The sequence below is a fragment of the Pseudomonas sp. Rh2 genome (assembly GCF_040762985.1).
In the GTDB taxonomy this organism is placed as follows: Bacteria; Pseudomonadota; Gammaproteobacteria; order Pseudomonadales; family Pseudomonadaceae; genus Aquipseudomonas; species Aquipseudomonas taiwanensis.
The window spans coordinates 4,957,472-4,979,752 of the sequence record NZ_CP142890.1 but is presented as its reverse complement, the minus strand read 5'-3'; the positions used below and the strand labels follow the sequence as shown (position 1 = coordinate 4,979,752).

Annotated in this window: 17 protein-coding genes; 7 read left to right on the top strand and 10 right to left on the bottom strand. The window is 64.1% G+C overall.

Translation table 11 applies throughout. The annotated features are described in order from the left end of the window. The first annotated feature begins 36 nt into the window (after positions 1-36). The 3 genes from ampD to VXM67_RS22705 all read left to right on the top strand — a co-directional run bounded on the left by ampD (position 37) and on the right by VXM67_RS22705 (position 3,578). Positions 37-603, top strand: coding sequence for a 1,6-anhydro-N-acetylmuramyl-L-alanine amidase AmpD (ampD, locus tag VXM67_RS22715; protein WP_287170118.1), 567 nt, complete (start codon positions 37-39; stop codon positions 601-603). Then, positions 600-1,430 carry a regulatory signaling modulator protein AmpE gene (ampE, locus tag VXM67_RS22710; RefSeq protein ID WP_027907450.1) on the top strand — a complete coding sequence of 277 codons (831 nt, stop codon included), beginning with the start codon at positions 600-602 and terminating at the stop codon, positions 1,428-1,430. Before ampD ends, ampE begins: the two co-directional genes overlap by 4 nt. A gap of 135 nt (positions 1,431-1,565) precedes the next feature. Next, the gene (locus VXM67_RS22705) at positions 1,566-3,578 is read left to right on the top strand and encodes a methyl-accepting chemotaxis protein (protein WP_027907449.1); all 2,013 of its coding nucleotides are present in this window, start codon (positions 1,566-1,568) and stop codon (positions 3,576-3,578) included. An 84-nt stretch (positions 3,579-3,662) separates the two neighbouring features. On the opposite strand, the gene VXM67_RS22700 is transcribed toward VXM67_RS22705, so the two are convergent. Together VXM67_RS22700 and cra are read right to left on the bottom strand one after the other, a co-directional pair. Then, positions 3,663-4,439 (bottom strand): TatD family hydrolase, encoded by a 777-nt coding sequence (locus VXM67_RS22700; RefSeq protein ID WP_023382302.1) that lies wholly within the window; start codon positions 4,437-4,439, stop codon positions 3,663-3,665. A 2-nt stretch (positions 4,440-4,441) separates the two neighbouring features. Continuing rightward, entirely contained in the window at positions 4,442-5,437 is a 996-nt protein-coding gene (cra, locus tag VXM67_RS22695; RefSeq protein WP_023382301.1) for a catabolite repressor/activator, read from the bottom strand. 284 nt (positions 5,438-5,721) lie between these two features. Between cra and ptsP the strand changes: the two genes are divergently transcribed. Genes ptsP through VXM67_RS22680 form a run of 3 tightly spaced genes read left to right on the top strand, consistent with a single transcriptional unit; the run spans position 5,722 to position 11,258 of the window. Then, entirely contained in the window at positions 5,722-8,574 is a 2,853-nt protein-coding gene (ptsP, locus tag VXM67_RS22690) for a phosphoenolpyruvate--protein phosphotransferase (protein WP_023382300.1), read from the top strand. Further along, entirely contained in the window at positions 8,575-9,522 is a 948-nt protein-coding gene (gene pfkB / locus VXM67_RS22685; protein WP_023382299.1) for a 1-phosphofructokinase, read from the top strand. Then, complete coding sequence (locus VXM67_RS22680) at positions 9,519-11,258, top strand: PTS fructose-like transporter subunit IIB (RefSeq protein ID WP_023382298.1); 1,740 nt, start codon at positions 9,519-9,521, stop codon at positions 11,256-11,258. The genes pfkB and VXM67_RS22680 overlap by 4 nt, the downstream gene beginning before the upstream one ends. An 83-nt stretch (positions 11,259-11,341) precedes the next feature. Here VXM67_RS22680 and VXM67_RS22675 read toward each other — a convergent pair whose 3' ends face one another. Continuing rightward, positions 11,342-11,563: a DUF3820 family protein gene (locus VXM67_RS22675; RefSeq protein ID WP_023382297.1), complete on the bottom strand. Its 222-nt coding sequence runs from the start codon at positions 11,561-11,563 to the stop codon at positions 11,342-11,344. A gap of 200 nt (positions 11,564-11,763) precedes the next feature. Between VXM67_RS22675 and VXM67_RS22670 the strand changes: the two genes are divergently transcribed. Continuing rightward, positions 11,764-12,240: a PA2169 family four-helix-bundle protein gene (locus tag VXM67_RS22670; protein ID WP_023382296.1), complete on the top strand. Its 477-nt coding sequence runs from the start codon at positions 11,764-11,766 to the stop codon at positions 12,238-12,240. Here VXM67_RS22670 and VXM67_RS22665 read toward each other — a convergent pair. The 7 genes from VXM67_RS22665 to VXM67_RS22635 form a co-directional block, all read right to left on the bottom strand. Beyond that, positions 12,237-13,733 (bottom strand): sensor domain-containing diguanylate cyclase, encoded by a 1,497-nt coding sequence (locus tag VXM67_RS22665; protein ID WP_023382295.1) that lies wholly within the window; start codon positions 13,731-13,733, stop codon positions 12,237-12,239. The two genes, VXM67_RS22670 and VXM67_RS22665, sit on opposite strands and share 4 nt — an antisense overlap. Before the next feature lie 185 nt (positions 13,734-13,918). After that, positions 13,919-15,250 (bottom strand): OprD family porin, encoded by a 1,332-nt coding sequence (locus VXM67_RS22660; RefSeq protein WP_023382294.1) that lies wholly within the window; start codon positions 15,248-15,250, stop codon positions 13,919-13,921. 205 nt (positions 15,251-15,455) lie between these two features. Continuing rightward, entirely contained in the window at positions 15,456-15,677 is a 222-nt protein-coding gene (locus tag VXM67_RS22655; RefSeq protein WP_023382293.1) for a hypothetical protein, read from the bottom strand. A 132-nt stretch (positions 15,678-15,809) separates the two neighbouring features. Further along, on the bottom strand, positions 15,810-17,222 hold the full coding sequence (locus tag VXM67_RS22650; protein WP_023382291.1) for a heavy metal sensor histidine kinase: 1,413 nt from the start codon (positions 17,220-17,222) through the stop codon (positions 15,810-15,812). Continuing rightward, positions 17,197-17,871 carry a heavy metal response regulator transcription factor gene (locus tag VXM67_RS22645; protein WP_023382289.1) on the bottom strand — a complete coding sequence of 225 codons (675 nt, stop codon included), beginning with the start codon at positions 17,869-17,871 and terminating at the stop codon, positions 17,197-17,199. The genes VXM67_RS22650 and VXM67_RS22645 overlap by 26 nt, the downstream gene beginning before the upstream one ends. A 9-nt stretch (positions 17,872-17,880) precedes the next feature. Next, positions 17,881-20,973 carry a multidrug efflux RND transporter permease subunit gene (locus tag VXM67_RS22640; RefSeq protein ID WP_367237386.1) on the bottom strand — a complete coding sequence of 1,031 codons (3,093 nt, stop codon included), beginning with the start codon at positions 20,971-20,973 and terminating at the stop codon, positions 17,881-17,883. Then, a complete protein-coding gene (locus tag VXM67_RS22635; RefSeq protein WP_027907447.1) occupies positions 20,970-22,133 on the bottom strand; it encodes an efflux RND transporter periplasmic adaptor subunit in 1,164 nt (387 codons plus the stop codon). Before VXM67_RS22635 ends, VXM67_RS22640 begins: the two co-directional genes overlap by 4 nt. Between the last annotated feature and the right edge of the window lie 148 nt (positions 22,134-22,281).

The window sequence follows — 22,281 nt, the reverse complement described above, 5'->3', positions numbered from 1 at the left end:
ACTGCGCGGGTAACCCCTGCTATTCAGGAACTCCCCATGCAACTGAACCGTGCGACAGGCTGGTTCGACGGCGTCACCCATTGCCCCTCGCCGAACTTCAACGCGCGCCCTGCAGGTGAGTCGATTTCCCTGCTGGTTATCCACAACATCAGCTTGCCGCCTGCCTGCTTTGGCACGGGCAATGTCCAGGCATTCTTCCAGAACCAGCTCGATCCCAAGGCGCACCCTTATTTCGAAGGCATCTGCCACCTGACGGTATCGGCGCACCTGTTCATCGAGCGCGATGGCGCCGTTACCCAGTTCGTGTCACTGCTCGATCGCGCCTGGCATGCGGGTGTGTCGTCGTTCGATGGGCGTGAAGGCTGCAACGACTTCTCCATCGGCATCGAGCTCGAAGGCACTGACGACCAACCGTACACCGATGCCCAGTACGCTGCATTGGAGCAACTGACGCGACAGATACGCCGCGCCTGGCCGGCCATCGACCTAGCACGGATCCAGGGTCACAGCGACATCGCGCCAGTACGCAAGACCGATCCAGGGCCGGCATTCGACTGGCCCCGCTACCGAAAAGCTGTCAAGGAAAACGAGGAGAACGCATGAGTTTTCTGGTGTTGGTGCTGGTGCTTTGGGTCGAGAAGTTTTCGGCCTTGCGTCATCGACTGCAGCGCGATGGCTTTTTCCTGGGAGAGCTGGTGCGCCTGGAGCGCAGCGGCAAGGTCCATCCCTGGTGGACGCTGGCCATTCTGGTGCTGGCACCGGTCATCCTGCTGACCCTGCTACTGCATGTGCTGGAGCCTGTGGCCTATGGCCTGCTGGCCATGCCGGTGCACCTGTTGGTGCTGATCTACAGTCTGGGCCGGGGAGATGCCAAGGCTGCGCTGGGGCCGTTTCGTGACGCCTGGCGCCGGGGCGACGAGCAGGCCGCGTTGCATGTGGCCGAGCGGGACCTGGGCCTGGTTGCCGAGGAGCCTCGGGCCTTGCTGGTGCAGGTTCAGGGGTATTTGCTGTGGCAGGCCTACCAAAGCTTCTTCGCAGTGATCTTCTGGTATTTCGTGCTCGGCCCCGCTGCCGCGCTGGCCTACCGCTTGTTGTCGCTGAGCATCGCGCACAGCGGTCAGCCCGCATTGAAGGCCAGCGCCGAGCGACTGCGACATGTCATGGATTGGCTGCCGGTGCGGATCATCGCCGTGAGCTTCGCCTTGGTGGGCAATTTCGTTGCCGTGATGCGTTTGATGCTGCACGAACTGTTGAACTGGCACATCAGTGCCGCGCACCTGGTGACCCGAGTGGGTCGAGTTGCCGACGACATTCCCGATGAGGAAGACAGTCAGCGTGGGCTTGGCCGTCTGGACAGCCTCTGGGAGCTGCTGTTGCGCACCGCCGTGTTGTGGTACGCGTGCTTCGCGCTGTGGACCGTGCTGGTTTGAGCCTGGAGGGGCCGGCTTGCACTGCGGCCCTGCCGCCATCGGTTAACCTTACTTTACAAACCTCCGATTCGATCTGCGTTATACCAGTGGCCTGGTGCTATCTCGCAGAACAATAAGAATCCATGGAGGTGACCTGTGAAGCGTTTGCTCTATCCGGCCATCGCATTGATGAATCGGCTGAGCTTCGGCCAGAAATTCAGCCTCATCAGTGTCCTGTTCTTCCTGCCCATGCTGGTGACCAGCTTTTATCTGGTCCGTGATGCCTACCAGCAATTCCAGTCCACTCGCGTCGAACTCGAGGGTATTTCACCCCTGGCTGGCAGCCTGGCGCTGCGAGGCGATCTGGAATCACTGGGCAACCTGTTGCAGATCAACGCGGTACTTGGCCAGTCGGGTCAGGCTGGAGACATCGAGTCACGCATCGCTGCGCTGCAGGACAGGGTCCAGGCGCAATTGCTTGCCTTGCAAGGCCATGACCCACTGCTGGAGGCCAAGCGCGAGGAGCTGTCGGCAGCCTTTGCCCAGGCCCGGGTGGAGTCCTCGCTGCAGAACAAGGTCGCGTTGTTCGACAAGCTGCTGGGCCTTGCCCAAGTGTTTGGCAAATTGCAGGTCAACCAGTCCGGCTTGGGCCAGGACGACCAGGCGTCGGTCCGTCAGCTGAGCGAGCTGGTAGGCACTGCTACGGCCCAGGTCACCCAGACCCTGGGCGAAGGCAGGGCCATGGGTGCCGTGGCGTTGGGCCGGGGCTTCATCGACTCTGCCGGCAGCGCTCGGTTCGAAGACCTGCTGCAACGTCTGGAGCGCCTGGCCGCCGACTATGCCATTCGCCTGGACGATGCACTGGCCGGGGACCAGGCCGTGAAGGCAGGCTTGGCAGGGGCCGCGCAGGCTAGCCAGGCCACGGTCAAGCAGGCGGCGGCATTGTTCGAGGAGCAGGTGGTGGTGGCCGAGACCCTGGATGCGCCTTGGGCGACGTTCTATCAACAAGTCAGCGACCTGATCGGCCAGACCTACCAGCTCAACGATGCCATTCTTGCCCAGTTGCAAGGGCAACTGCAGGCGCGCCTGAGCGAGCAGCGCCTACGTATGGTGGGCCTGGTCGGCGTGCTGGCGGGCGTCTTTGCGCTGATTCTCTATCTCTATGGTGGTTTCTTCGTCTCGACCAAGGCCACCTTGCGCAAGTTGGGCAGTGCCATGGACAAGGTCGCGGACGGTGACATGACGGTCAGCTTCCAGGCCCATAGCCGCGATGAACTGGGCGAGCTGGGCCAGGGCTTCAACGAAACCGTCAAGCGCATCCGGGGGTTGATCGACCAGGTGGGGCGCACCGTGGCTACGGTCGAGGAGCAGGCCGAGCAGGTGCTGGCTGTGTCGGCTCGCAGCAACCTGGCGGTCAGTGGTCAGCGTGAGCAGATCGAACAGGTGGCCACGGCGATGAACCAGATGAGCGCGACCGCCCTGGAAGTGGCGCGCAGTGCGGCGCTGGCAGCCGAGGGGGCGCAGCAGGTCAACCGTGAGAGTGCCAATGGCCGAGGCCTGGTGGAGCACCAGCAAGGCAGCATCGACCGTCTGGCGGCGGAAATCGACGAGACGGTATCGGCGATCAACCAACTGGCCGGCGACAGCCAGGCGATTGGCCGAGTGCTGGAGGTGATCCGCAGCATTGCCGAGCAGACCAACTTGCTGGCACTCAACGCCGCCATCGAGGCGGCCCGCGCCGGCGAGCAGGGCCGGGGCTTTGCCGTGGTCGCCGACGAAGTGCGCACGCTGGCCCGACGCACCCAGGACTCCACCGAAGAAATCGCGCTGATGATCCAGCGCCTGCAAGCCGGCGTGGCCGCTGCAGTCCAGGCGATGGGCAGCAGTCACCAAATGGCGTCGGGCACGGTGGATGAGGCACGCCAGGTACAGCAGGCGTTGGGCAATATCCTCGGCGCGGTTGGCGGGATCGTCGAGCAGAACCAGCAAATCGCAGCTGCCGTCGAGCAACAGACAGCGGTGGCCCATGACATCGACCAGAATATCGTGGCGATCAACCGGGCGGCGCAGGACACCACCCAGGGAGCCTGCCAGACCGAAGATGCCAGCCGGGCGCTGTCGGCACAGGTAATCGAGTTGAAGCGTTTGATCGGAGCTTTTCGGGTCTAGGTCGGTCCTGCGGGACCGCCCTCGCTTGGGTCGAGGGCAATGCCTGTGGGCGCCGGCTTGCCGGCGATAGGGCATTGCCGGCCACTACCAGCCAAACAATTCACTCGCATTGTGCGTGCTGACCTCGGCCAACCGCTGTACATCGATGCCAATCAACTCCGCCAAGGCCGCGGCGATCTCCGGCAAGTGCTCCGGGCTGTTACGCAGCCCTGGGAACATCACCGGCGCCATGTCGGGTGAGTCGGTTTCCAGCACCACACACTCCAGCGGCAGCCTCGGCAAGGTCTTGCGCAGCCTCAACGCCTGCGGCCAGGTGCCGGCGCCGCCCAACCCCAGCTTGAAGCCCAGCTTGATGTATTCGCGGGCCTCCTCGTAGCTGCCCGCGAACGCATGGATGATGCCTGCCCGCGCCGGCTTGTAGCGCTTGAGCGTGGCGATCACCTGCGCGTGGCTGCGGCGCACGTGCAGCAGGGCCGGCAGTTCGAAGTCGCAGGCCATCTGCAACTGCGCCTCGAACAGCGCCTGTTGCTGCGCCTTGTCCAGCGCCGGCAGGTAGTAGTCCAGGCCGAACTCGCCGACTGCGCACAACCGTGGATCGCCACGCAGGCGTTCCAGCCAGTCGCGCAATTGCGTCAGGTGCTCGGGACGGTGCTGGTCGAGGTAGACCGGGTGCAGGCCCAGGGCTGCGAACAAGCGTCGGTCACCACAGACCAGGTCCCATACCCGCTGGAAGTTGGCCTGATACACGCCCAGCACCACCATCCGCTCGACCCCGCGCGCTGCCGCATCGTCCAGCAGGCGCCGGCGGTCAGGGTCGAAATCGGGGAAGTCCAGGTGGGTGTGGGTGTCGATCAGGCGCATGGTCAGGCAGCCGCGATGCGTTGCTTGAAGGTGCGGCCTATGGCATGTACGCCAGGCTCGTAGCGCTTGTCCTCGATGGCGGCCAGGGCCAGCTCCAGGGCTGTGGCGGCGATCAGTGCGTGTTGCTGGGCCATGGCATTGACCGGCAGCGGCAGGAAGTCGAGCAACTGGTTGTCGCCGAAGGTGCCCAACTGCAGTTGGCGCGAATTGGCAGGGCGCGCTTGCAGCGCGTCGAACACGCCTTGCAGCAGCACGTAGGAGGTGGTTACCAGCGCATCGGGCAGGCCGCCCAGTTCGTCGGTCAGTTGCTGCATCAGGCGCTGCCCGCATTCCCGGCTGAAGGCTTCGCCCTGGTAACGGCGTACATCACCGCCGAAGCCTTGCAGGGCTTCATCGAAACCGCCGGCACGGGCCTGGCTGACCGACAGTTCGGGGCGTGCACCGATCAGGGCGATGCTGCGTGGGTGCGTGGCCAACAGGCTTTGGGCCAACTGTCGGCTGGCATCGCGATCGTCACTGATCACCGAGCAGAAATAGGCTGGATCCAGGCGCCGGTCGATGGCGATTACCGGCAGGCCTTTGTCCAGCAGCTCTCGGTAGCTTTCGTCGTGCGGCTCCAGGCAACTGGCGACGAACAGGGCGTCGCAGCGGCGGGCGCGGAACAGCTGCTGCAACTGACGTTCGCTATCAGGCTGGTCGTCGCTGCTGGCGATCAACAGCTGGTAGCCACGGGCGCGGGCGCCTTGCTCCAGCTGCTTGGCAATGCGGGCATAGCTGGGGTTTTCCAGATCCGGGAGAATGAAGCCAAGCGTGCGGGTATGGCGGCTGCGCAAGCCGGCAGCCTGGGGGTTGGGGGTGAAGCCGTGAGCCTCGACCACCGCACGTACCCGCTCGACCGTGGCGTTACTGATGCGCTGCTGTTCGGCCTTGCCGTTGATGACGTAACTGGCAGTGGTCACGGACACACCGGCCAGACGGGCGATATCGCTGAGTTTCACCGAGTTTTCCTTGTTATTACCGGGGCTGACCGCGAAGCCAGACCGGGTAGTTTGACCCAGGACAGGCACCGCGCGCAGACGACCATTGTCGCAATTGTCCGACAGGATGGGGCTTTTTCCTCGGCAGATTATCGAGTAACGTGGCCGCCTGGTCAGATTAATCGTTTCAGCAGGCAAATTTTCTGCCGGGGTCGTTGCCTGCGTCCGACTGTAGCACTGGTCGTTTTCGTGAATTTCACAACAATACCTCAGTACCCACCTGGGAACTGCAAAAGGAGAAGGTCATGCTCGAGCTCGCCAAAGAGCAGATAGCCATGGGCCAGAAGGCCGCCGACAAGGCCCAGGCCTTGCGCCTGTTGGCGGATCGGTTGGTCGCTGACGGCCTGGTCGCCGAAGGGTATCTGGAGGGGCTTCAGGCCCGCGAGGCGCAGGGGTCGACCTTCCTTGGCCAGGGCATTGCCATTCCCCACGGCACACCGCAGACCCGCGACCTGGTGTTCGCCACCGGCGTGCGCCTGCTGCAGTTTCCCGAAGGCGTGGACTGGGGCGATGGGCAGAGGGTTTACCTCGCCATCGGCATCGCGGCCCGCTCCGACGAGCACCTGCGCCTGCTGCAACTGCTGACCCGCGCGTTGGGCGAAACCGACCTGGCCGAGGCCCTGCGTCGGGCCAGTTCTGCCGAAGCGCTGCTCAAGTTGCTGCAGGGTGCTCCCCAGGCATTGGCGCTGGACGCCCAACTGGTCAGCCTGAACCTTGCTGCCGAAGACTTCGACGAACTGGCCTGGCGTGGCTCGCGCCTGCTGCAACGCGCCGGGTGTGTCGACAATGGCTTTGCCGCCGCGCTGCAACAGGCTGAGCCCTTGCCCTTGGGCGAAGGGTTGTGGTGGCTGCACAGCGAGCGTCAGGTGTTGCAGCCCGGCCTGGCCTTCATCACGCCCCAGCAGCCACTGCGCTACCGTGAGCAACCGCTCAACGGTCTGTTCTGCCTGGCCAGCCTTGGCGCCGCCCATCAGGCCTTGCTCGAACGCCTGTGCGAAGTGTTGATCGAGGGCCGTGGACAGATGCTCTACCAGGCCACCAGCAGCCGTGCCGTGCTCGAGGTGCTGGGCGGCGAGGTGCCGGCCGACTGGCCGAGCGTACGGGTGGTGCTGGCCAACCCCCATGGTCTGCACGCCCGCCCGGCCAAAGCGCTGGCGCAGCTTGCAAAGGGCTTCGAGGGGGAAATCAGGGTGCGTCTGCTGGACAGCGCGCAGCCAGCAGTATCGGTCAAGAGCCTGAGCAAGCTGCTGAGCCTAGGGGCGCGGCGAGGCCAGGCGCTCGAACTGATCGCCGAGCCTGGCATCGCCGCCGATGCGCTGCCGGTGTTGCTGGCCGCCATCGAGCAAGGCCTTGGCGAAGAGGTGGAGCCTCTGCCCAAATGTGTGGTGCCGGAGCCTATGGTAGAGGCCGACGCGCTTCAGCCTCCGCTGGCCGGTAGCCATATCCAGGGCGTCGGTGCTGCCCCAGGCATTGCCGCTGGCCCTGCGCACCTGTGTGTCGAGCGTGACATCGATTACCCCCTGCGCGGCGAATCGCCCGCCCAGGAGCGGGTGAAGCTGCGCCAAGCGCTGGAGGCGGTGAATGCTGAACTCCAGGCCTTGGTACAACGTAGCGAAAAGGCCATTGGCGAGATCTTCGTCACCCACCAGGAAATGCTCGCCGACCCCGCGCTGACCGACGATGTCGAACTGCGTCTGGCTCAGGGCGAAAGCGCCGCGGCTGCATGGATGGCGGTCATCGAAGCGGCTGCGCGCCAGCAGGAAGCGCTGCACGATGCCCTGCTCGCTGAGCGCGCGGCCGACCTGCGCGATATCGGTCGGCGGGTATTGGCCCAGCTGTGCGGCGTGCAGACCCAGGAGGCCCCGGAGCAACCCTACGTGCTGGTGATGGCCGAAGTTGGCCCATCCGATGTCGCCCGGCTGGACCCGGCCCGGGTCGCCGGTATCGTCACTGCGCACGGCGGGGCCACCGCTCATAGCGCGATTGTCGCCCGTGCCTTGGGCATTCCGGCGGTGGTGGGCGTGGGCGAGTCGATTCTGCTGCTGGCGCCTGGCACCGCGCTGCTGCTGGACGGCCAGCGTGGTTTGGTCAGCGTCGCGCCTGGCGCTGACGAGCTGCAACGTGCCCTGGCCGAACGCGACCTGCGCGAGCAGCGTTTGCAGGCGGCCTGGGCCAGTCGTCATGAGCCGGCGGTGACCCGCGACGGCCATGCCGTCGAAGTGTTCGCCAATATCGGTGAAAGCACGGGTATCGACAAGGTGGTGGATCAAGGCGCCGAAGGTGTCGGCCTGCTGCGTACCGAACTGATTTTCATGGCCCACCCCCAAGCACCCGACGTCGCCACCCAGGAGGCCGAGTACCGCCGCGTGCTCGACGGCCTGCAGGGTCGGCCACTGGTGGTGCGGACTCTCGATGTGGGAGGCGACAAACCGCTGCCTTACTGGCCCATCGCCGCGGAGGAGAACCCCTTCCTCGGTGTGCGCGGCGTGCGTCTGACCCTGCAACGGCCGCAGGTCATGGAAGAGCAGCTGCGCGCCCTGCTGCGTGCGGCCGATCAACGGCCGCTGCGGATCATGTTCCCGATGGTCGGCCAGATTCACGAATGGCGCGAAGCCCGGGCCATGGTCGAACGTCTGCGCGAGGAAATCCCGGTGGCAGACCTGCAGGTCGGAATCATGGTCGAGGTGCCTTCGGCGGCCTTGTTGGCCGCACAGCTGGCCCGTGAGGTGGATTTCTTCAGCATCGGCACCAACGACCTGACCCAGTACACCCTGGCCATCGACCGTGGCCATCCGAGCCTATCGGCCCAGGCAGATGGCCTGCACCCGGCGGTGTTGAGCCTGATCGACATGACCGTGCGCGCCGCCCATGCCGAGGGCAAGTGGGTGGGCGTGTGCGGCGAGCTGGCCGCGGACCCGCAGGCAGTCGCCGTGCTGCTCGGCCTGGACGTCGACGAGCTCAGCGTCGCGGCCCGCAGCATTGCAGAAGTCAAAGCCCTGGTTCGCCAGGCCGATCACCAGACGGCCCGCGCCCTGGCGCGCGAGGCCCTGCAACAAGACAGCGCCGCGGCGGTTCGCGCGCTGGTGGAGCGTTACTGAATGGCCAAGATCCTCACCCTGACCCTGAACCCGGCGCTGGACATCACAGTCAGCCTCGATGCCCTGCGTCCCGGCCACGTGAACCGCAGCCAGGCCCAGCAGAGTCATGCCGCCGGTAAAGGCCTGAACGTTGCCCAGGTGCTGGCTGACCTGGGGCACAGCGTCACGGTCGGCGGCTTCCTTGGCCGCGACAACCTCCAGGCCTTCGAAGCCCTGATCGAGAGGCGCGGTTTTACCGACTGCTTCGTACGCGTTCCAGGCGAAACCCGTAGCAACATCAAGCTGGTCGAGGCCGACGGCCGCGTGACCGATATCAACGGGCAGGGGCCTGAAGTCGACGAAGCGGCTCAGGAGGCCCTGCTGCGTGTGTTGGAGCAGGTGGCCCCCGGACAGGATGCCGTGGTGGTCGCAGGCAGCCTGCCGCGTGGAGTGAGCCCTGAGTGGTTCAACCAATTGCTCGTGCGCCTCAAGGGCCTGGGCCTGAAAGTCGCGCTCGACAGCAGCGGCGAAGCCCTGCGCGCCGGGCTGCGCAGCGCGCCGTGGCTGGTCAAGCCCAACACCGAGGAGTTGGGCGAAGTGCTTGGCCTGACCGTGGACAGTGCAGCGCAGCAGCGCGCGGCGGCCCTGCGCCTGCTGGCCGATGGCGTCGAGCATGTGGTGGTTTCCGATGGGGCGGAAGGGGTCCGTTGGTTCGCCGATAACCTCACGGTGCAGGCTCGACCGCCGAAAGTGCGGGTCGCCAGCACGGTGGGGGCGGGCGATTCCCTGGTAGCCGGCATGGTGCATGGCTTGCTGCAGAGCGAAGCGCCGACCGATACCTTGCGCCGGGCCACCGCGATTGCTGCCCAGGCCGTCACCCAGGTCGGCTTCGGCATTCGTGATCGCGAGCAGCTGGCTCGCCTGGAAGCGGGTGTGCAACTGACAGAACAACAAGAGGGTTGCCGATGAACATTGCCATTGTCACCGCTTGCCCCAACGGGCAGGTGTCGAGCGTGCTCAGTGCTCGCCTGCTGGCCGCGGCGGCTCAGCGCCGGGGCTGGAGCACCAGTGTCGAAGTACAGGACAGCGAACATCCCGAGCGACAACTGACGCCTGCACAGATCGCCGACGCCGACTGTGTGCTGGTGATCAGCACGGGCCCGGTCGATCTGGCTCGTTTCGTCGGCAAGCGCCTGTACCAGAGCACCCCATCCCAGGCGTTGGCCGACCGTGAGGGGTTCCTCGATGAAGCCGCGGCCAATGCGCAAGTGCTGAGGGCGTCTGCCACCAGCCCCACATCGGCAACTGCCGTTGCGCCGCGCATCGTGGCGATCACGGCCTGCCCGACTGGGGTAGCGCATACCTTCATGGCGGCCGAAGCCTTGCAACAGGCTGCCCAGCAGTTGGGTTACCAGCTGACCGTCGAGACCCAGGGTTCGGTGGGCGCGCGCAACCCGCTGTCCGCCGAAGCCATCGCCGAAGCCGATGTGGTGTTGCTGGCGGCCGACATCGAGGTGCCGACGGCACGCTTCGCCGGCAAGCGCATCTATCGTTGTGGCACCGGCACCGCCCTCAAGCAGGCCCGTGCCACGCTGGACAAGGCCCTGGCCGAAGGCAAGCTGGAGGGCGCCGCCGATGTCGCTGGTGCGCCGACTGCCGGCAAAGCCGAGAAAACGGGTATCTACAAGCACCTGCTGACCGGGGTGTCGTTCATGCTGCCGATGGTGGTGGCTGGCGGCTTGTTGATCGCGTTGTCGTTCGTCTTCGGTATCGAAGCCTATAAGGAACCAGGCACTTTGCCGGCTGCGTTGATGCAGATCGGGGGTGAGGCCGCGTTCAAGCTGATGGTGCCTTTGCTGGCCGGCTATATCGCCTGGTCGATTGCCGACCGCCCGGGGCTGGCCCCCGGCATGATCGGTGGCCTGCTGGCCAGCACCCTGGGGGCTGGGTTCATTGGCGGCATCGTCGCCGGTTTTCTCGCCGGCTACAGCGCCAAGGCCATTGCCCGCTGGGCGCGTCTGCCCAGCAGTCTCGATGCCCTCAAGCCGATTCTGATCATTCCGTTGCTGGCCAGCCTGTTCACTGGGCTGGTGATGATCTATGTGGTTGGCCAGCCGGTGGCGGCCATGCTCGAAGGCCTGACCCGCTTCCTCGACAGTATGGGCACCACCAATGCGATTCTTCTCGGGCTGTTGCTGGGCGGCATGATGTGCGTGGACCTTGGCGGCCCGATCAACAAGGCGGCCTACGCCTTCTCGGTGGGGCTGCTGGCTTCGTCCAGCTATGCACCGATGGCCGCGACCATGGCTGCCGGCATGGTGCCGCCGATTGGACTGGGCATCGCCAGCTTCCTCGCCCGGCGCAAGTTCGCCCAGAGCGAGCGTGAGGCCGGCAAGGCTGCGCTGGTACTAGGGCTTTGCTTCATTTCCGAAGGGGCCATCCCATTCGCTGCCAAAGACCCCTTGCGGGTGATTCCGGCGAGTATCGCAGGCGGTGCGTTGACCGGTGCCTTGTCGATGTATTTCGGGTGCAAGCTGATGGCACCGCATGGTGGGTTGTTCGTGCTGCTGATCCCTAATGCGATCAACCACGCGCTGCTCTACCTGCTGGCGATCGTGGCGGGCAGCCTGCTGACAGCGGTGGTGTATGCCGTGATCAAGAAGAGCGAGCGCGTGGAACTGGCGGTAGCGCCTGCCAAAGGCTAGGTATGCCCTGCAGGAGCCGGCTTGCCGGCGATGAGGCCGCGCAAGACAATCCAGAATCCCGCAGCATCGACGCTGCGGGGGCCTTATCGCCGGTGCTTCTGACGCAACGGCACCAGCAGGTCCATCAACCCGTTGTGGTCGATCTCGTGCATCAATGCCAGCAACCCGCCCAGCTCTCCAGTGGGAAACCCCTTGCGAGCGAACCAGGCCAAATAATCCCCAGGCAGGTCGGCGATGATCCGGCCCTGGTATTTGCCGAAGGGCATGGTACGGGTGACCAGTAGTTCGAGGGTTTCCGGTTTCATGGGCGCATCTGGCTGAGTAAAAGCGCAGACCATACTGCAATCTGCACGGGTGCCCAAGCGGCAATCATGCAGAACGCCGCTTCCAGTTCGTTTGCCTCATTAGATAACTTATTGATTTACAACGTTTTAACGATTCGTTGGCGCTTGGCATGAACGCTGCTCTGTTCCTAGGGACTTCCACCTGCCAAGGAGTTCATGCCATGAGCAACCCGAACAAAGACGTTATCAACGTGCTCAACGACCTGATCGAGTACAGCAAGGATGGCGAGAAAGGATTCAAGACGTCGGCTGAAGACGTGAAGAACCCTGAGCTCAAAGCCTTCTTCGTGCAGCGCGCAGGCGAATGCGCCTCGGCCGCCGCAGAGTTGCAGAGTGATGTGCGCCGCCTGGGTGGCGATCCGGAAACTTCCACCAGCATCAGCGGCGACCTGCACCGTGGCTGGGTCAACCTCAAGTCGATGGTCACCGGCAAGGATGAAGAAGCGGTGCTCAACGAAGTCGAGCGCGGTGAAGACCACGCCTTGAAGGCCTATAAGGAAGCCCGCGAAAAACTGGTCAAACTGGGCCGGGGCGCCAACGACCAGACCTACATGATCGTCGAGAAGCAACTCGAGGGTGTGCAGCGCAACCACGACCAGGTGAAGGCACTGCGCGACGCTGCTCGCGCACGTTCCTAAACCGCAGGCGCCTCGACCCGGTTACGGCCATTGGCCTTGGCCCGGTAGAGCGCCTCATCTGCCGCACCCAGCACGCTTGCCAGATCGTGCTGGGTGCCCGGCAGGTACAGGCCGATGCCAATGCTCACCGTCACCGAATGGGCATCGTCGGCAAAAGGTGCCAGTGCTTGCACGCTCGAACGGATGCGTTCGGCAAGAAGCTTGGCGCCGGCCAGGTCGGTCTCCGGCAGCACCACCTGGAACTCCTCCCCGCCATAGCGTGCCGCAAGGTCTGCCGGGCGCCGGATGCACTGTTCGATCGTCTTGGCCACTTCCCGTAGCGCATGGTCCCCGCCGGCATGGCCGTGACGTTGGTTGAAGGCCTTGAAGTGATCCACATCCACCATCAGCACCGCCAATGGCTGTCGATTTCGCTGGGCACGAGCCCATTCCTGACGCAGCACCTGGTCCAGGCGGCGGCGGTTGGCCAGTCCGGTCAGGCTGTCGGTGGCGGCCAGTGTCGCCAGGCCTTGTTCGGCTTCCTGGCGGCGGCGCAGCTCTCGGCCCAGCAACAGGCTCAGCCAGAGGATACCGATGCACAGCACACCGGTGGCACCGCTGACCAGAATCGCGGTGCGTCGCCAGGACTGGAACACCTCGTCGGCCGAGTGCACTACCAGCACGATCAATGGCAGGTCGGCAACACGTGCGAAGGTGTAGATACGGGGTGCGCCAGTGAAGCTGGAGCGGGCGGTGAAGCTGCCCCGGTGCTCACTGAGGATGCGCTTGAAGTTGGGGCTGTCGTTGACGTTGGTCCCGATCATCGGGTCCTGGGGGCGCGTCGGTTGTCTCGCCAGCAGTTGTCCGTCGGTGTTGATCAGGTTGATGCTACTGTCGTCGCCGATATCCAGTCGCCGGAACAGCTCGCTGAAGTACGACAGGCGCAGTGCGCCGGCAGCTACCCCAACGAACGCGTCGTCAGGCCCTGAAATACGTCGGCTGAAGCTGATGCACCAATCCAGGTCGCTGAGTTTGGACTTAAAGGGCGGGCCGACCAGCAACCCCAGATTGGGGTTATGCAGGTGGGCCTGAAAAATGCTGGTGTTGGCCAAGTTGGCCGTGCGTGGGACGGTGCTGGTGGAATCGCCCACTACGTTGCCTTGCTTGTCGAGCCAAAGCAGATCGCCGCGCTTGTGGTCGACGAAGGCGCCATTGAACAGCAGACGCTGGCGCAAGCTGGTGGGTATGTCCGGCAATTCCTTTCGGCTTACGGCCCAGATCAGGCCTTGCAAGGACTGATCGTAGAGCTCGACGTTGCGCAGGATATCGCTTTCGATGAGCTGGACGATGTTGTTGGACGAGCGAATGGCCGACAGCTCGACGCTGTCCCTTTCGCGTGCCAGCAGGTAGCTGACGATGGCCACGATAGCGAGCACGGCAAGGCAACTGGCCAGGTTCAGGATCAGTTCGGGGTGCGACCTGTAGAGTGCGATACGCGGAGATCGGGTGGGCATGCTCGCTACTGCTGAGGCAGGGGCCGTTATGCGGCGGCAGTATTCTAGGGAAGCGAGGATTGTCGGACAAGATTTGTCCGACGGAATTACCTGTGGGGGCTGTTTTTCAGCCCAAGTCGCCGGCCAACCGGCTCCTACTGAGCGTTTGCAACCCGGTAGTCGTCGGCTGGCTGGCGATCAATGCGTCAGAAGATGTTCACCGGGTAATCGACGATCACCCGCAGTTCATCGTTGTCACTGTTGCTGTCGATGGACGCATAGCCTTGGCTGCCACGGTGGGTGGCATAGCGCAGCAGTACCGACAGATCCTTCAGGTTGCCCTCCTGGAACACATACTTCACGTCCAGGTCACGTTCCCAGTGCATGGCGTTCTTGCCGTCCGCGCGGTAGTAGTCGTAGTGGGTCAGGTCCTTGTCAGCCTTGGTCAGGTCCGCTTCACCGCGCGAGTACGACAGTGACGACGTCAGGCCCGGTACACCCAGGCCTGCGAAGTCGTAGTTGTACTGCAGCTTCCAGGACTTCTCGTTGGGGGCGTTGAAGTCCGAGTACATACGCGAGTTGTCCAGGTAGATGCTGTCACCCAGGTTGATGTAGTCGAACGGCGTGTTGCCGTTGACCCGCTGGTAAGCGGCGGTGACGCTGTGGAACCCGGCGTTGACGGTGAAGTGCACGCTGTAGGTGTTGTTGTCGATCTTGCCCAGCAGCGCCTGGCCGGTGTCCTGGGTGTGGTAGAAGTGCACGCCTGGGTTCAGGCTGACCAGGTCGTTGACTACGTAGGTGTAGTCGAAGTCGGCGTAGTACTGGTTCCAGATGTCCTTCAGCTCTGCGGCATACAGGTTGGCGGTGATGTTCTCGGTGCCCGTCCAGGACGCGCCTGCCCAGTTCAGGTGCTTGCTCTCGTTGTCACCCAGCTTGCCGTAGTAGGTGTCGATGCGGCGGTGTCCGCTCTGGTTGTACGGCTTGGTGAAACTGGCCTGACCGGCTTCGAGCATCAGGCCATCGATGCTGTTGTTGGTCAGATGCACGCCGCGGAACGTCTGCGGCAGCATGCGGGTTTCACCGCCAGCGATCACCGGATTGGTAAGGAACAGGTCACCGGCCTTGAGCTCGGTGTCGAAAGCCTTGAGCTTGACGGCTGCACCTGCGGTCGAGAACGAGTGCGGCGCGGCACCCAGTTCGTCCTCGTTCTTGAAGTGCGTAGGCAGGATGCTGGTGCCGGCATGGCCGCCACCGCCATCGAGTTTCAGGCCCAGCATGGCATGGGCGTCGAGGCCGAAGCCGACGACACCCGGTGTGTAGCCGGACTCGAACCGGGCAACCGCGCCCTGGCCCCACTCACGGGTGTCACGCACGCCGGGGAGGTGGTTATCGCGGTTGAAGTAGGCGTTGCGGAAATGCAGGTTCAGCGAAGAACCCTCGATGAAGCCTTCAGCTTTGTCTTCATCGGCCTGGGCGGCGAAGGGAATCGTTGCGGCCAATGCAACGAATAACGGGGTAAGACGATACGCGGTAAGCACCGGTATGAGCTCCTTTGGTCTATCGGTGGGGCAGTTTTTATTTTTGAATGTGCAACTTTCTTATTAGTGACGCTTCGGCCGCGCTGATGGTTAAAGCACATAAAAAAAGCCGCTGAGCGATCAGCGGCTTTAAAAGGCTAACATACCGGCACGGGAGGTGCCCATGGCGTAGCCAAGGGAAATCGGAAACGGTGACAGCGACAACTCAGCTGTCGGCATTGGCGTCGACAGAAGCTTTGGAAGCTGTCTGCTTGGCGTCTTTCAGAGTGTCTGCCTTGTGTGCCACGGCTTCGCGAGCTTCTTGCTGAGCTGCGGCCAGTTGTGCGTTACGGGCGACGAAAGCCTGGGATTCTTCGGCCATGGCCAGGGGCGACAACAACAGGGAAGACAGGATGAAGACGCTGGCAATACCCATACTGTTGGACATTTTGAAACTACCTTCTTGCTTGGCAAGTGCTGATTGAGACAGGACTAAAGTTAGTCCTTTCAATGCCCGGGAAACAGTATCGGGTACGATAAGCACTGTTGCACAAAAAGTAATGATCGCCGCTGAACTGGCTTAGATTTTTGCCTCAAACCCGCGTAGTTGAGCGCTTGGAAGGCGAATGCCGAAGGTGTTGGCGCCGGCTTCGCTGCGCACGAAAACATCGCCGCCATGCATCAGGGCAATGGCCTTGACGATGGCCAGCCCCAGGCCGTGGTTGCCGCCGCCACTGTTGCTGCGCGCCGCGTCCACCCGGTAGAAGCGCTCGAACAGCAGCGGCAGGTGGGTACCCTCGATGGCGGGGCCGGGGTTGCTCACGGCGATGCTGACCTGTTCGGCGTCGGCAGCGATGTGCACCTGGATCACCTGCTTGGGCGCGGTATGCTGCACGGCATTGTTGATCAGGTTGATCAGTGCCCGGCGCAATTGGGCTTTCTCGATGGGCGCCTGGGCGTCGCCGCTGACGGTGACGCTGACCTGCGCGTCTTCAAGGATGTAGTCCAGGTAGTCCAAGGTGGTCGCCACCTCTTCGGCCAGCGAGGCCTGGGTCAGGGCCGTGGCCTTGCTGCCCTGGTCGGCGCTGGCCAGGAACAGCATGTCGTTGATGATGCTGCGCAGTCGCTCCAGCTCTTCGAGGTTCGATTGCAGCACTTCGAAGTAGTGCTCGGCGCTGCGACCACGGGTCAGGGCGACCTGGGTCTGGCCGATCAGGTTGGTCAGTGGCGAGCGCAATTCATGGGCGACGTCGGCGTTGAAGGCCTCGAGCCGCGAATACGCCTGGCTGACCCGGTCGAGCGCGGCATTGAAGGCGCCTGCGAATTGCGCCAGCTCAGGCGCCAGGTCGTGGGTTTGCAGGCGTCCGTCCAGACGTGGCGGCGCCAGCGCCTGGGCTTCGTTGGAGAGGGCCAGAAGCGGACGCAGGCCAATGCGCGCCACCCAGTAGCCTAGCAGCGAGGCCAACAGCACACCGAGCACGGCAAGACCAACGATGGCCACCAACAAGCTGTGCTGGGCCTGCCAGAAGGTTTCGGTATCGATGCCGATCAGAAAGCGCAACGCGGGGCGGCCCGCCAAAGGTGGGAGTTCGCTGACCAGCACTTTGTAGGGGTAGGGCCGATCGGGCAGGCGCAGCTCGCGCATACCCTGCGGCCCTTCGGCAAATGTGCGGATAAGCGCGTCCGGCTGGCCATACTCGAATGCCGGGGTTTGGCTGACCACCCAGAAGCGGATGCGCCGGTCTTCTTCGCTGAGCAGGTTGAGCTTGTTGGTGATCTTGGCCCAGTGCTCAGGGGTGCCATAGCGGTTGAGGGTCGACTCAAGCACGCTGAAACGCGCATCGAGCTCGGCAGCGGGCAGCAGGTCGAGGCTGCGATCGACCTGGCGGTACAACGCCGAGCCAATCAACAGGAACACGCCCATCGCCACCAGGATGAACAGCGCCGACAATCGCAGGGCGATGGAGTTAGCCGGCACGGTTTTCCAGGACATAGCCCATGCCTCGTATGGTGTGCAGCAGCTTGTTGTCGAACGGGCCGTCGAGTTTGGCGCGCAGGCGTTTTATCGCCACCTCGACCACATTGGCGTCGCTGTCGAAATTGATGTCCCAGACCAGTTCGGCAATGGCGGTCTTGGACAGGATCTCGCCCTGCCGCCGGGCCAGTACGCTGAGCAGCGAGAACTCCTTGGCGGTGAGGTCCAGGCGCTGGCCGGCACGGCTGGCCTTGCGCGCCATCAGGTCGATCCACAGGTCGCCGACCTGGACCTGCAAAGGTTCATGGCTGCTGCTGCGGCGGGTGAGGGCTTGCAGGCGAGCGACCAGTTCCAGAAACGAGAACGGTTTGCCCAGATAATCGTCGGCACCTTCGCGCAAGCCATGGATACGGTCCTCGACCCGTTCGCGAGCGGTCAGCATGATCACCGGCGTCTGCTTGCGCGCCCGCAGTGCACGCAGCACGCCATAGCCATCCAGGCCAGGCAGCATCACGTCGAGCACGATCACCGCGTAGTCGCCTTCCAGGGCCAGGTGCAGGCCGTCGATGCCGTCGCGTGCGAGGTCCACGGTGAAGCCCTGTTCGCTCAGGCCGCGATACAGGTAGTCGGCGGTTTTTTCTTCGTCTTCGATGATCAGCACACGCATGGTCTTGTCTCAAGTGGCACTGGACGCAGCCGCCTGGATGGCCCGGCGGCGATGGAACAAGCGTTCCAGGGCCAAGTATATGACCGGGGTGGTGAACAGCGTCAGGGCCTGGCTCACCAACAGCCCGCCGACCACGGCGATGCCCAAGGGCTGGCGCAGCTCGGCGCCGGTACCGAAGCCGAACATCAGCGGTACGGCACCGAGCAGGGCGGCGAGGGTGGTCATGAGGATCGGCCGAAAGCGCGTCAGGCAGGCCTGGTGGATCGCCTGCTCGGGCGTGATGCCCTGCGTGCGCTGGGCGTCCAGCGCGAAGTCGATCAGCAGGATGCCGTTCTTCTTGACGATGCCGATCAGCAGCACCACGCCGATCAGTCCCATGATGCTGAAGTCCTGCCCCATGGCCCATAACAGGATCAGCGCGCCCAGGCCCGCCGATGGCAGGGTGGAAATGATGGTCAGGGGGTGGACCAGGCTCTCGTAGAGCACGCCCAGGATGATGTACACCGCCACCAGTGCTGCCAGAATCAGCCACGGCTGGCTCGACAGCGAGCTCTGGAAGGCTTGGGCCGCACCCTGGAAGTTGCCGCTGATCGAGTCGGGCATGCCGAGTTCGCGCTGGGTGCGCTCAAGGATCTGCACGGCATCGCCCAGGGCCACGCCTGGCGCCAGGTTGAACGACAGGTTGGCGGCCGGGAACAGGCCATCGTGGCTGATCGACAGCGGCCCGGTGCTGGGCGGGGCGACATGGGCCAGCGCGGACAGGGGGACCATTTCGTGGGTCAGCGGCGAGCGCAGGTAGAAGTAGTTCAGGCTTTCGGCCTTGCCTCGTTGGCGGGCGTCGAGTTCGAGAATCACCTTGTACTGGTTGGTCTCGGTCTGGAATTCACTGATCTGCCGCTGGCCGAAGGCATCGTACAGCGCCTGGTCGACGTCGGTGGTGGTCAGGCCAAAGCGCGCCGCGGCCTGGCGGTCGATGTCGATGCGGGTGACGCTGGCGCCCAATTGCAGATCGTTGGACAGGTCGCGCAGTGCCGGGTTTTCCCGCAGGCGGTCGGTCAGGCGCTGGGTCCATAGGTTCAAGGCCATGCCATCGTTGCTCTTGAGCACGTACTGGTACTGGGTGCGGGAAGGGCCGGAGCTGAGGTTGATGTCTTGCCCGGCGCGCATGTACAGGACGATGCCAGGCACCTGGGCCAGCTTTGGCCGCAGCCTGTCGATCAGCTCGCTGGCGGAAACGTCACGTTCGCCACGGGGTTTCAGGGCGATCCAGAATCGGCCGTTGGCGATGGTCTGGTTGCTGCCGGTCACGCCGACGGAATGGGAGAACGCGCGCACGGCTGGGTCGGCTTCGATGATCCTGGCCAGTGCCTGGTGCTTCTCGATCATGGCCGGGTACGACACATCCGCCGCCGCCTCGGTGGTGCCGAGGATGAAACCGGTGTCCTGCAGTGGGAAGAAACCTTTGGGGATTGCCACGTATCCGGCCACTGCCAACGCCAGGGTGATGCCGAACACACCCAAGGTCAGGCGCTGGTGGGCTAGGGCATGGTCCAGGGCACGCGCGTACCGGCGCACCAGGCGCTCGCCAAGGCCGCCGTGTTGCTCGCGAGGCGGGCGGCGCATGAACAGCGCGCACAACGTGGGCGCCAGCGTCAGCGACACCACCACCGAGATCAGGATGGTGGCCGTCGCGGTAAGGGCGAACTCCTTGAACAACCGGCCGACCACACCGCCCATGAACAGCAGCGGAATGAACGCAGCGATCAGCGAGAAACTGATCGAGATCACGGTGAAGCCGATTTCCCCGGCACCTTTGAGCGCGGCGGTGCGACTGTCGTCGCCCGCTTCAAGGTGGCGGTGGATGTTCTCCACCACGACGATGGCATCGTCCACCACGAAGCCGACGGCAATGACGATGGCCACCAGGGTCAGGTTGTTCAGGCTGAAACCGCACACATACATCAATGCGCAACTGGCGATCAGCGACACCCCTAGCACACTGGACACCACAAGCGTCGCCGACCATTGCCGCAGGAACAACGCCATCACCCCGATCACCAACACCACGGCGATCAACAGGGTCAGCTCCACCTCGTGCAGCGAGGCGCGGATGGTCTGTGTCCGGTCCTGCAGCACCGAGACCTCGACCGACGCAGGCAGCATCTCCTGCAGCCTTGGCAGCGCTTCCAGCACCCGGTCGACGGTGTCGACGATATTGGCACCGGGCTGGCGGAACACCACCAGGTTCAGCCCTGGTTGCGCGCCGGACCAGGCTTTGACGTAGGCGTTTTCGGCGCCATGGATCACTTTCGCCACATCCTGCAGATACACCGGCGCGCCGTCGCGGTAGGAGACGATCAGCTTGGCGTAGTCCTGCGGGTGGAACAGCTGGTCGTTGGCGGCGAGGGTCGACACGCTGTGCTCGCCGTACAAAGCGCCCTTGGCCAGGTTCAGGCTGGTTTGCTGGATGGCCTGGCGCAGGTCGGCGAGGGTCAGGCCGATGGCTGCGAGTTTCTCCGGCTGCGCCTGGACCCGTATTGCCGGGCGCAACTGCCCGGTGATGTTGATCAGACCGACGCCTTCGATCTGGCTCAACTGGCGGGCCAGCAGGGTTTCGGCATAGTCACTCAGGTCATTGCCTGGCATCTGCGAGGAGCTTACGGTCAGCACCAGAACGGGGCTGTCGGCTGGGTTGACCTTGCGCCAGGTCGGCGGGTTGGGCAGGTCCTGGGGCAGGCGTGCGGTGGCGGTGTTGATCGCCGCCTGCACTTCCTGGGCAGCGGTATCGATGTTTTTGTCGAGGGTGAACTGCAAGATCAGGTTGGTCGAACCCAGGGCGCTGCTGCTGGTCATCTGGGTCATGCCCGGAATGGCGCTGAACTGCACCTCCAGCGGCGTCGCCACCGACGATGCCATGGTTTCCGGGCTGGCGCCGGGTAACTGGGCGGTGACCTGGATGGTCGGGAAGTCCGCTTCCGGCAACGGTGCCACCGGCAAGCGCGGGAAGGCGATGGCGCCCAGCAGCACCAGGGCGAATGTCAGCAGCAGGGTGGCGATCGGGTGGTCGATGCACCAGGCCGAAACGCCATTGCGCGTATTCATGGCTGACTCCTGCGGTCGGCCATTGCCGACGCGGCAGGGGCGTCAGGGGTGACCTCGACCCGCGACCCCGGCTTAAGCCGTGACTGGCCATCGAGTACCAGGCGCTCACCGGGCTTGACCCCGGCAATGACGTTCAGCTCGCTGTCCTGGTATATCAGCTTGACCGGCACGCTGGTGACCTTGTCGCCGTCCAGGCGGTAGACAAAGTGCCCATCGACGCCACGTTGCACCACCGGAGGCGGCACCACCAGGGCGTTTTCGTCCACGGCGGTACGCAGGCGAATGGTGACCAGTTGTCCGGGCCACAGGCGGCCATCCTTATTGTCGAACTCGGCCTTGACCCGCACCGTGCCGGTGGTGGCGGAAATCTGGTTGTCGATCAGGGCCAGGTGGCCTTCGCCCAGCAGGTTGCGTTCGCCGTCGGCGTCCATGTAGGCCTGGACCAGAGCAGGGGCGGGGGCCTTGAGCAGGCGTTGCAGGGTCGGCAGCATGTGCTGCGGTAGGGAGAATTCGACGGCGATCGGGTCGATCTGGGTGACGCTGAACAGGCCTTGGGTGTCGCTGGTACGCACCAGGTTGCCAGGGTCGATGTTGCGAATACCGACTCGACCGGTCACCGGTGAGCGGATCTGGGTGTACGACAGCTGCACCTGGGCGTTGGCGATGGCCGCCTGGTTGCCCTTGACCGTAGCCTGTAACTGGTTGACCAGCGCCTGTTGCTGATCGAGCGTCTGTTTCGAAACGCCGTCATCGGCGCTCAACAGGCGGTAGCGCTTGAGATCGACGCCGGCCACTTGGATCTGCGCCTGGCTCTGGCCGAGCAGGGCGCGGGCCTGGTCCAGGCTGGCGCGAATCGCCCGGTCATCGAGGGTGGCCAGCAAGTCGCCTTGCTTCACCCATTGCCCCTCCTTGACCAGCACCTGGGTCAATACCCCCTCCACCTGGGGCCGCACTTCCACGCTGTGCAGCGACAGCACCGAGCCGATGGCACTGGCATAACGCGGCACGTCCTGCTGAACGACGCTGACCACCCGTACCGGAATCGCCGCCTGCGCACGTGGCCCGGGCGCTTGCTCGCGCTGGCCGAACCACAGGCCCAGCGCAGCCAGCGCCAGGAGCGCCACAGCGGCGAGAAAAAGAGAGCGGGACGGGCGTCGCATGGGGCAAGCACCTTGGCCAAGAGGGGTGGGAAACACGTGTCCGTAGTGAAGCTTATAGCCCCCTGACCGGGTCGGCAGCGTGACGCCTGGCTGACAGCGCCGACAGTTTCGGCTCGTTGGTGGCCAATTGCCAATATCCTGCGCTGGA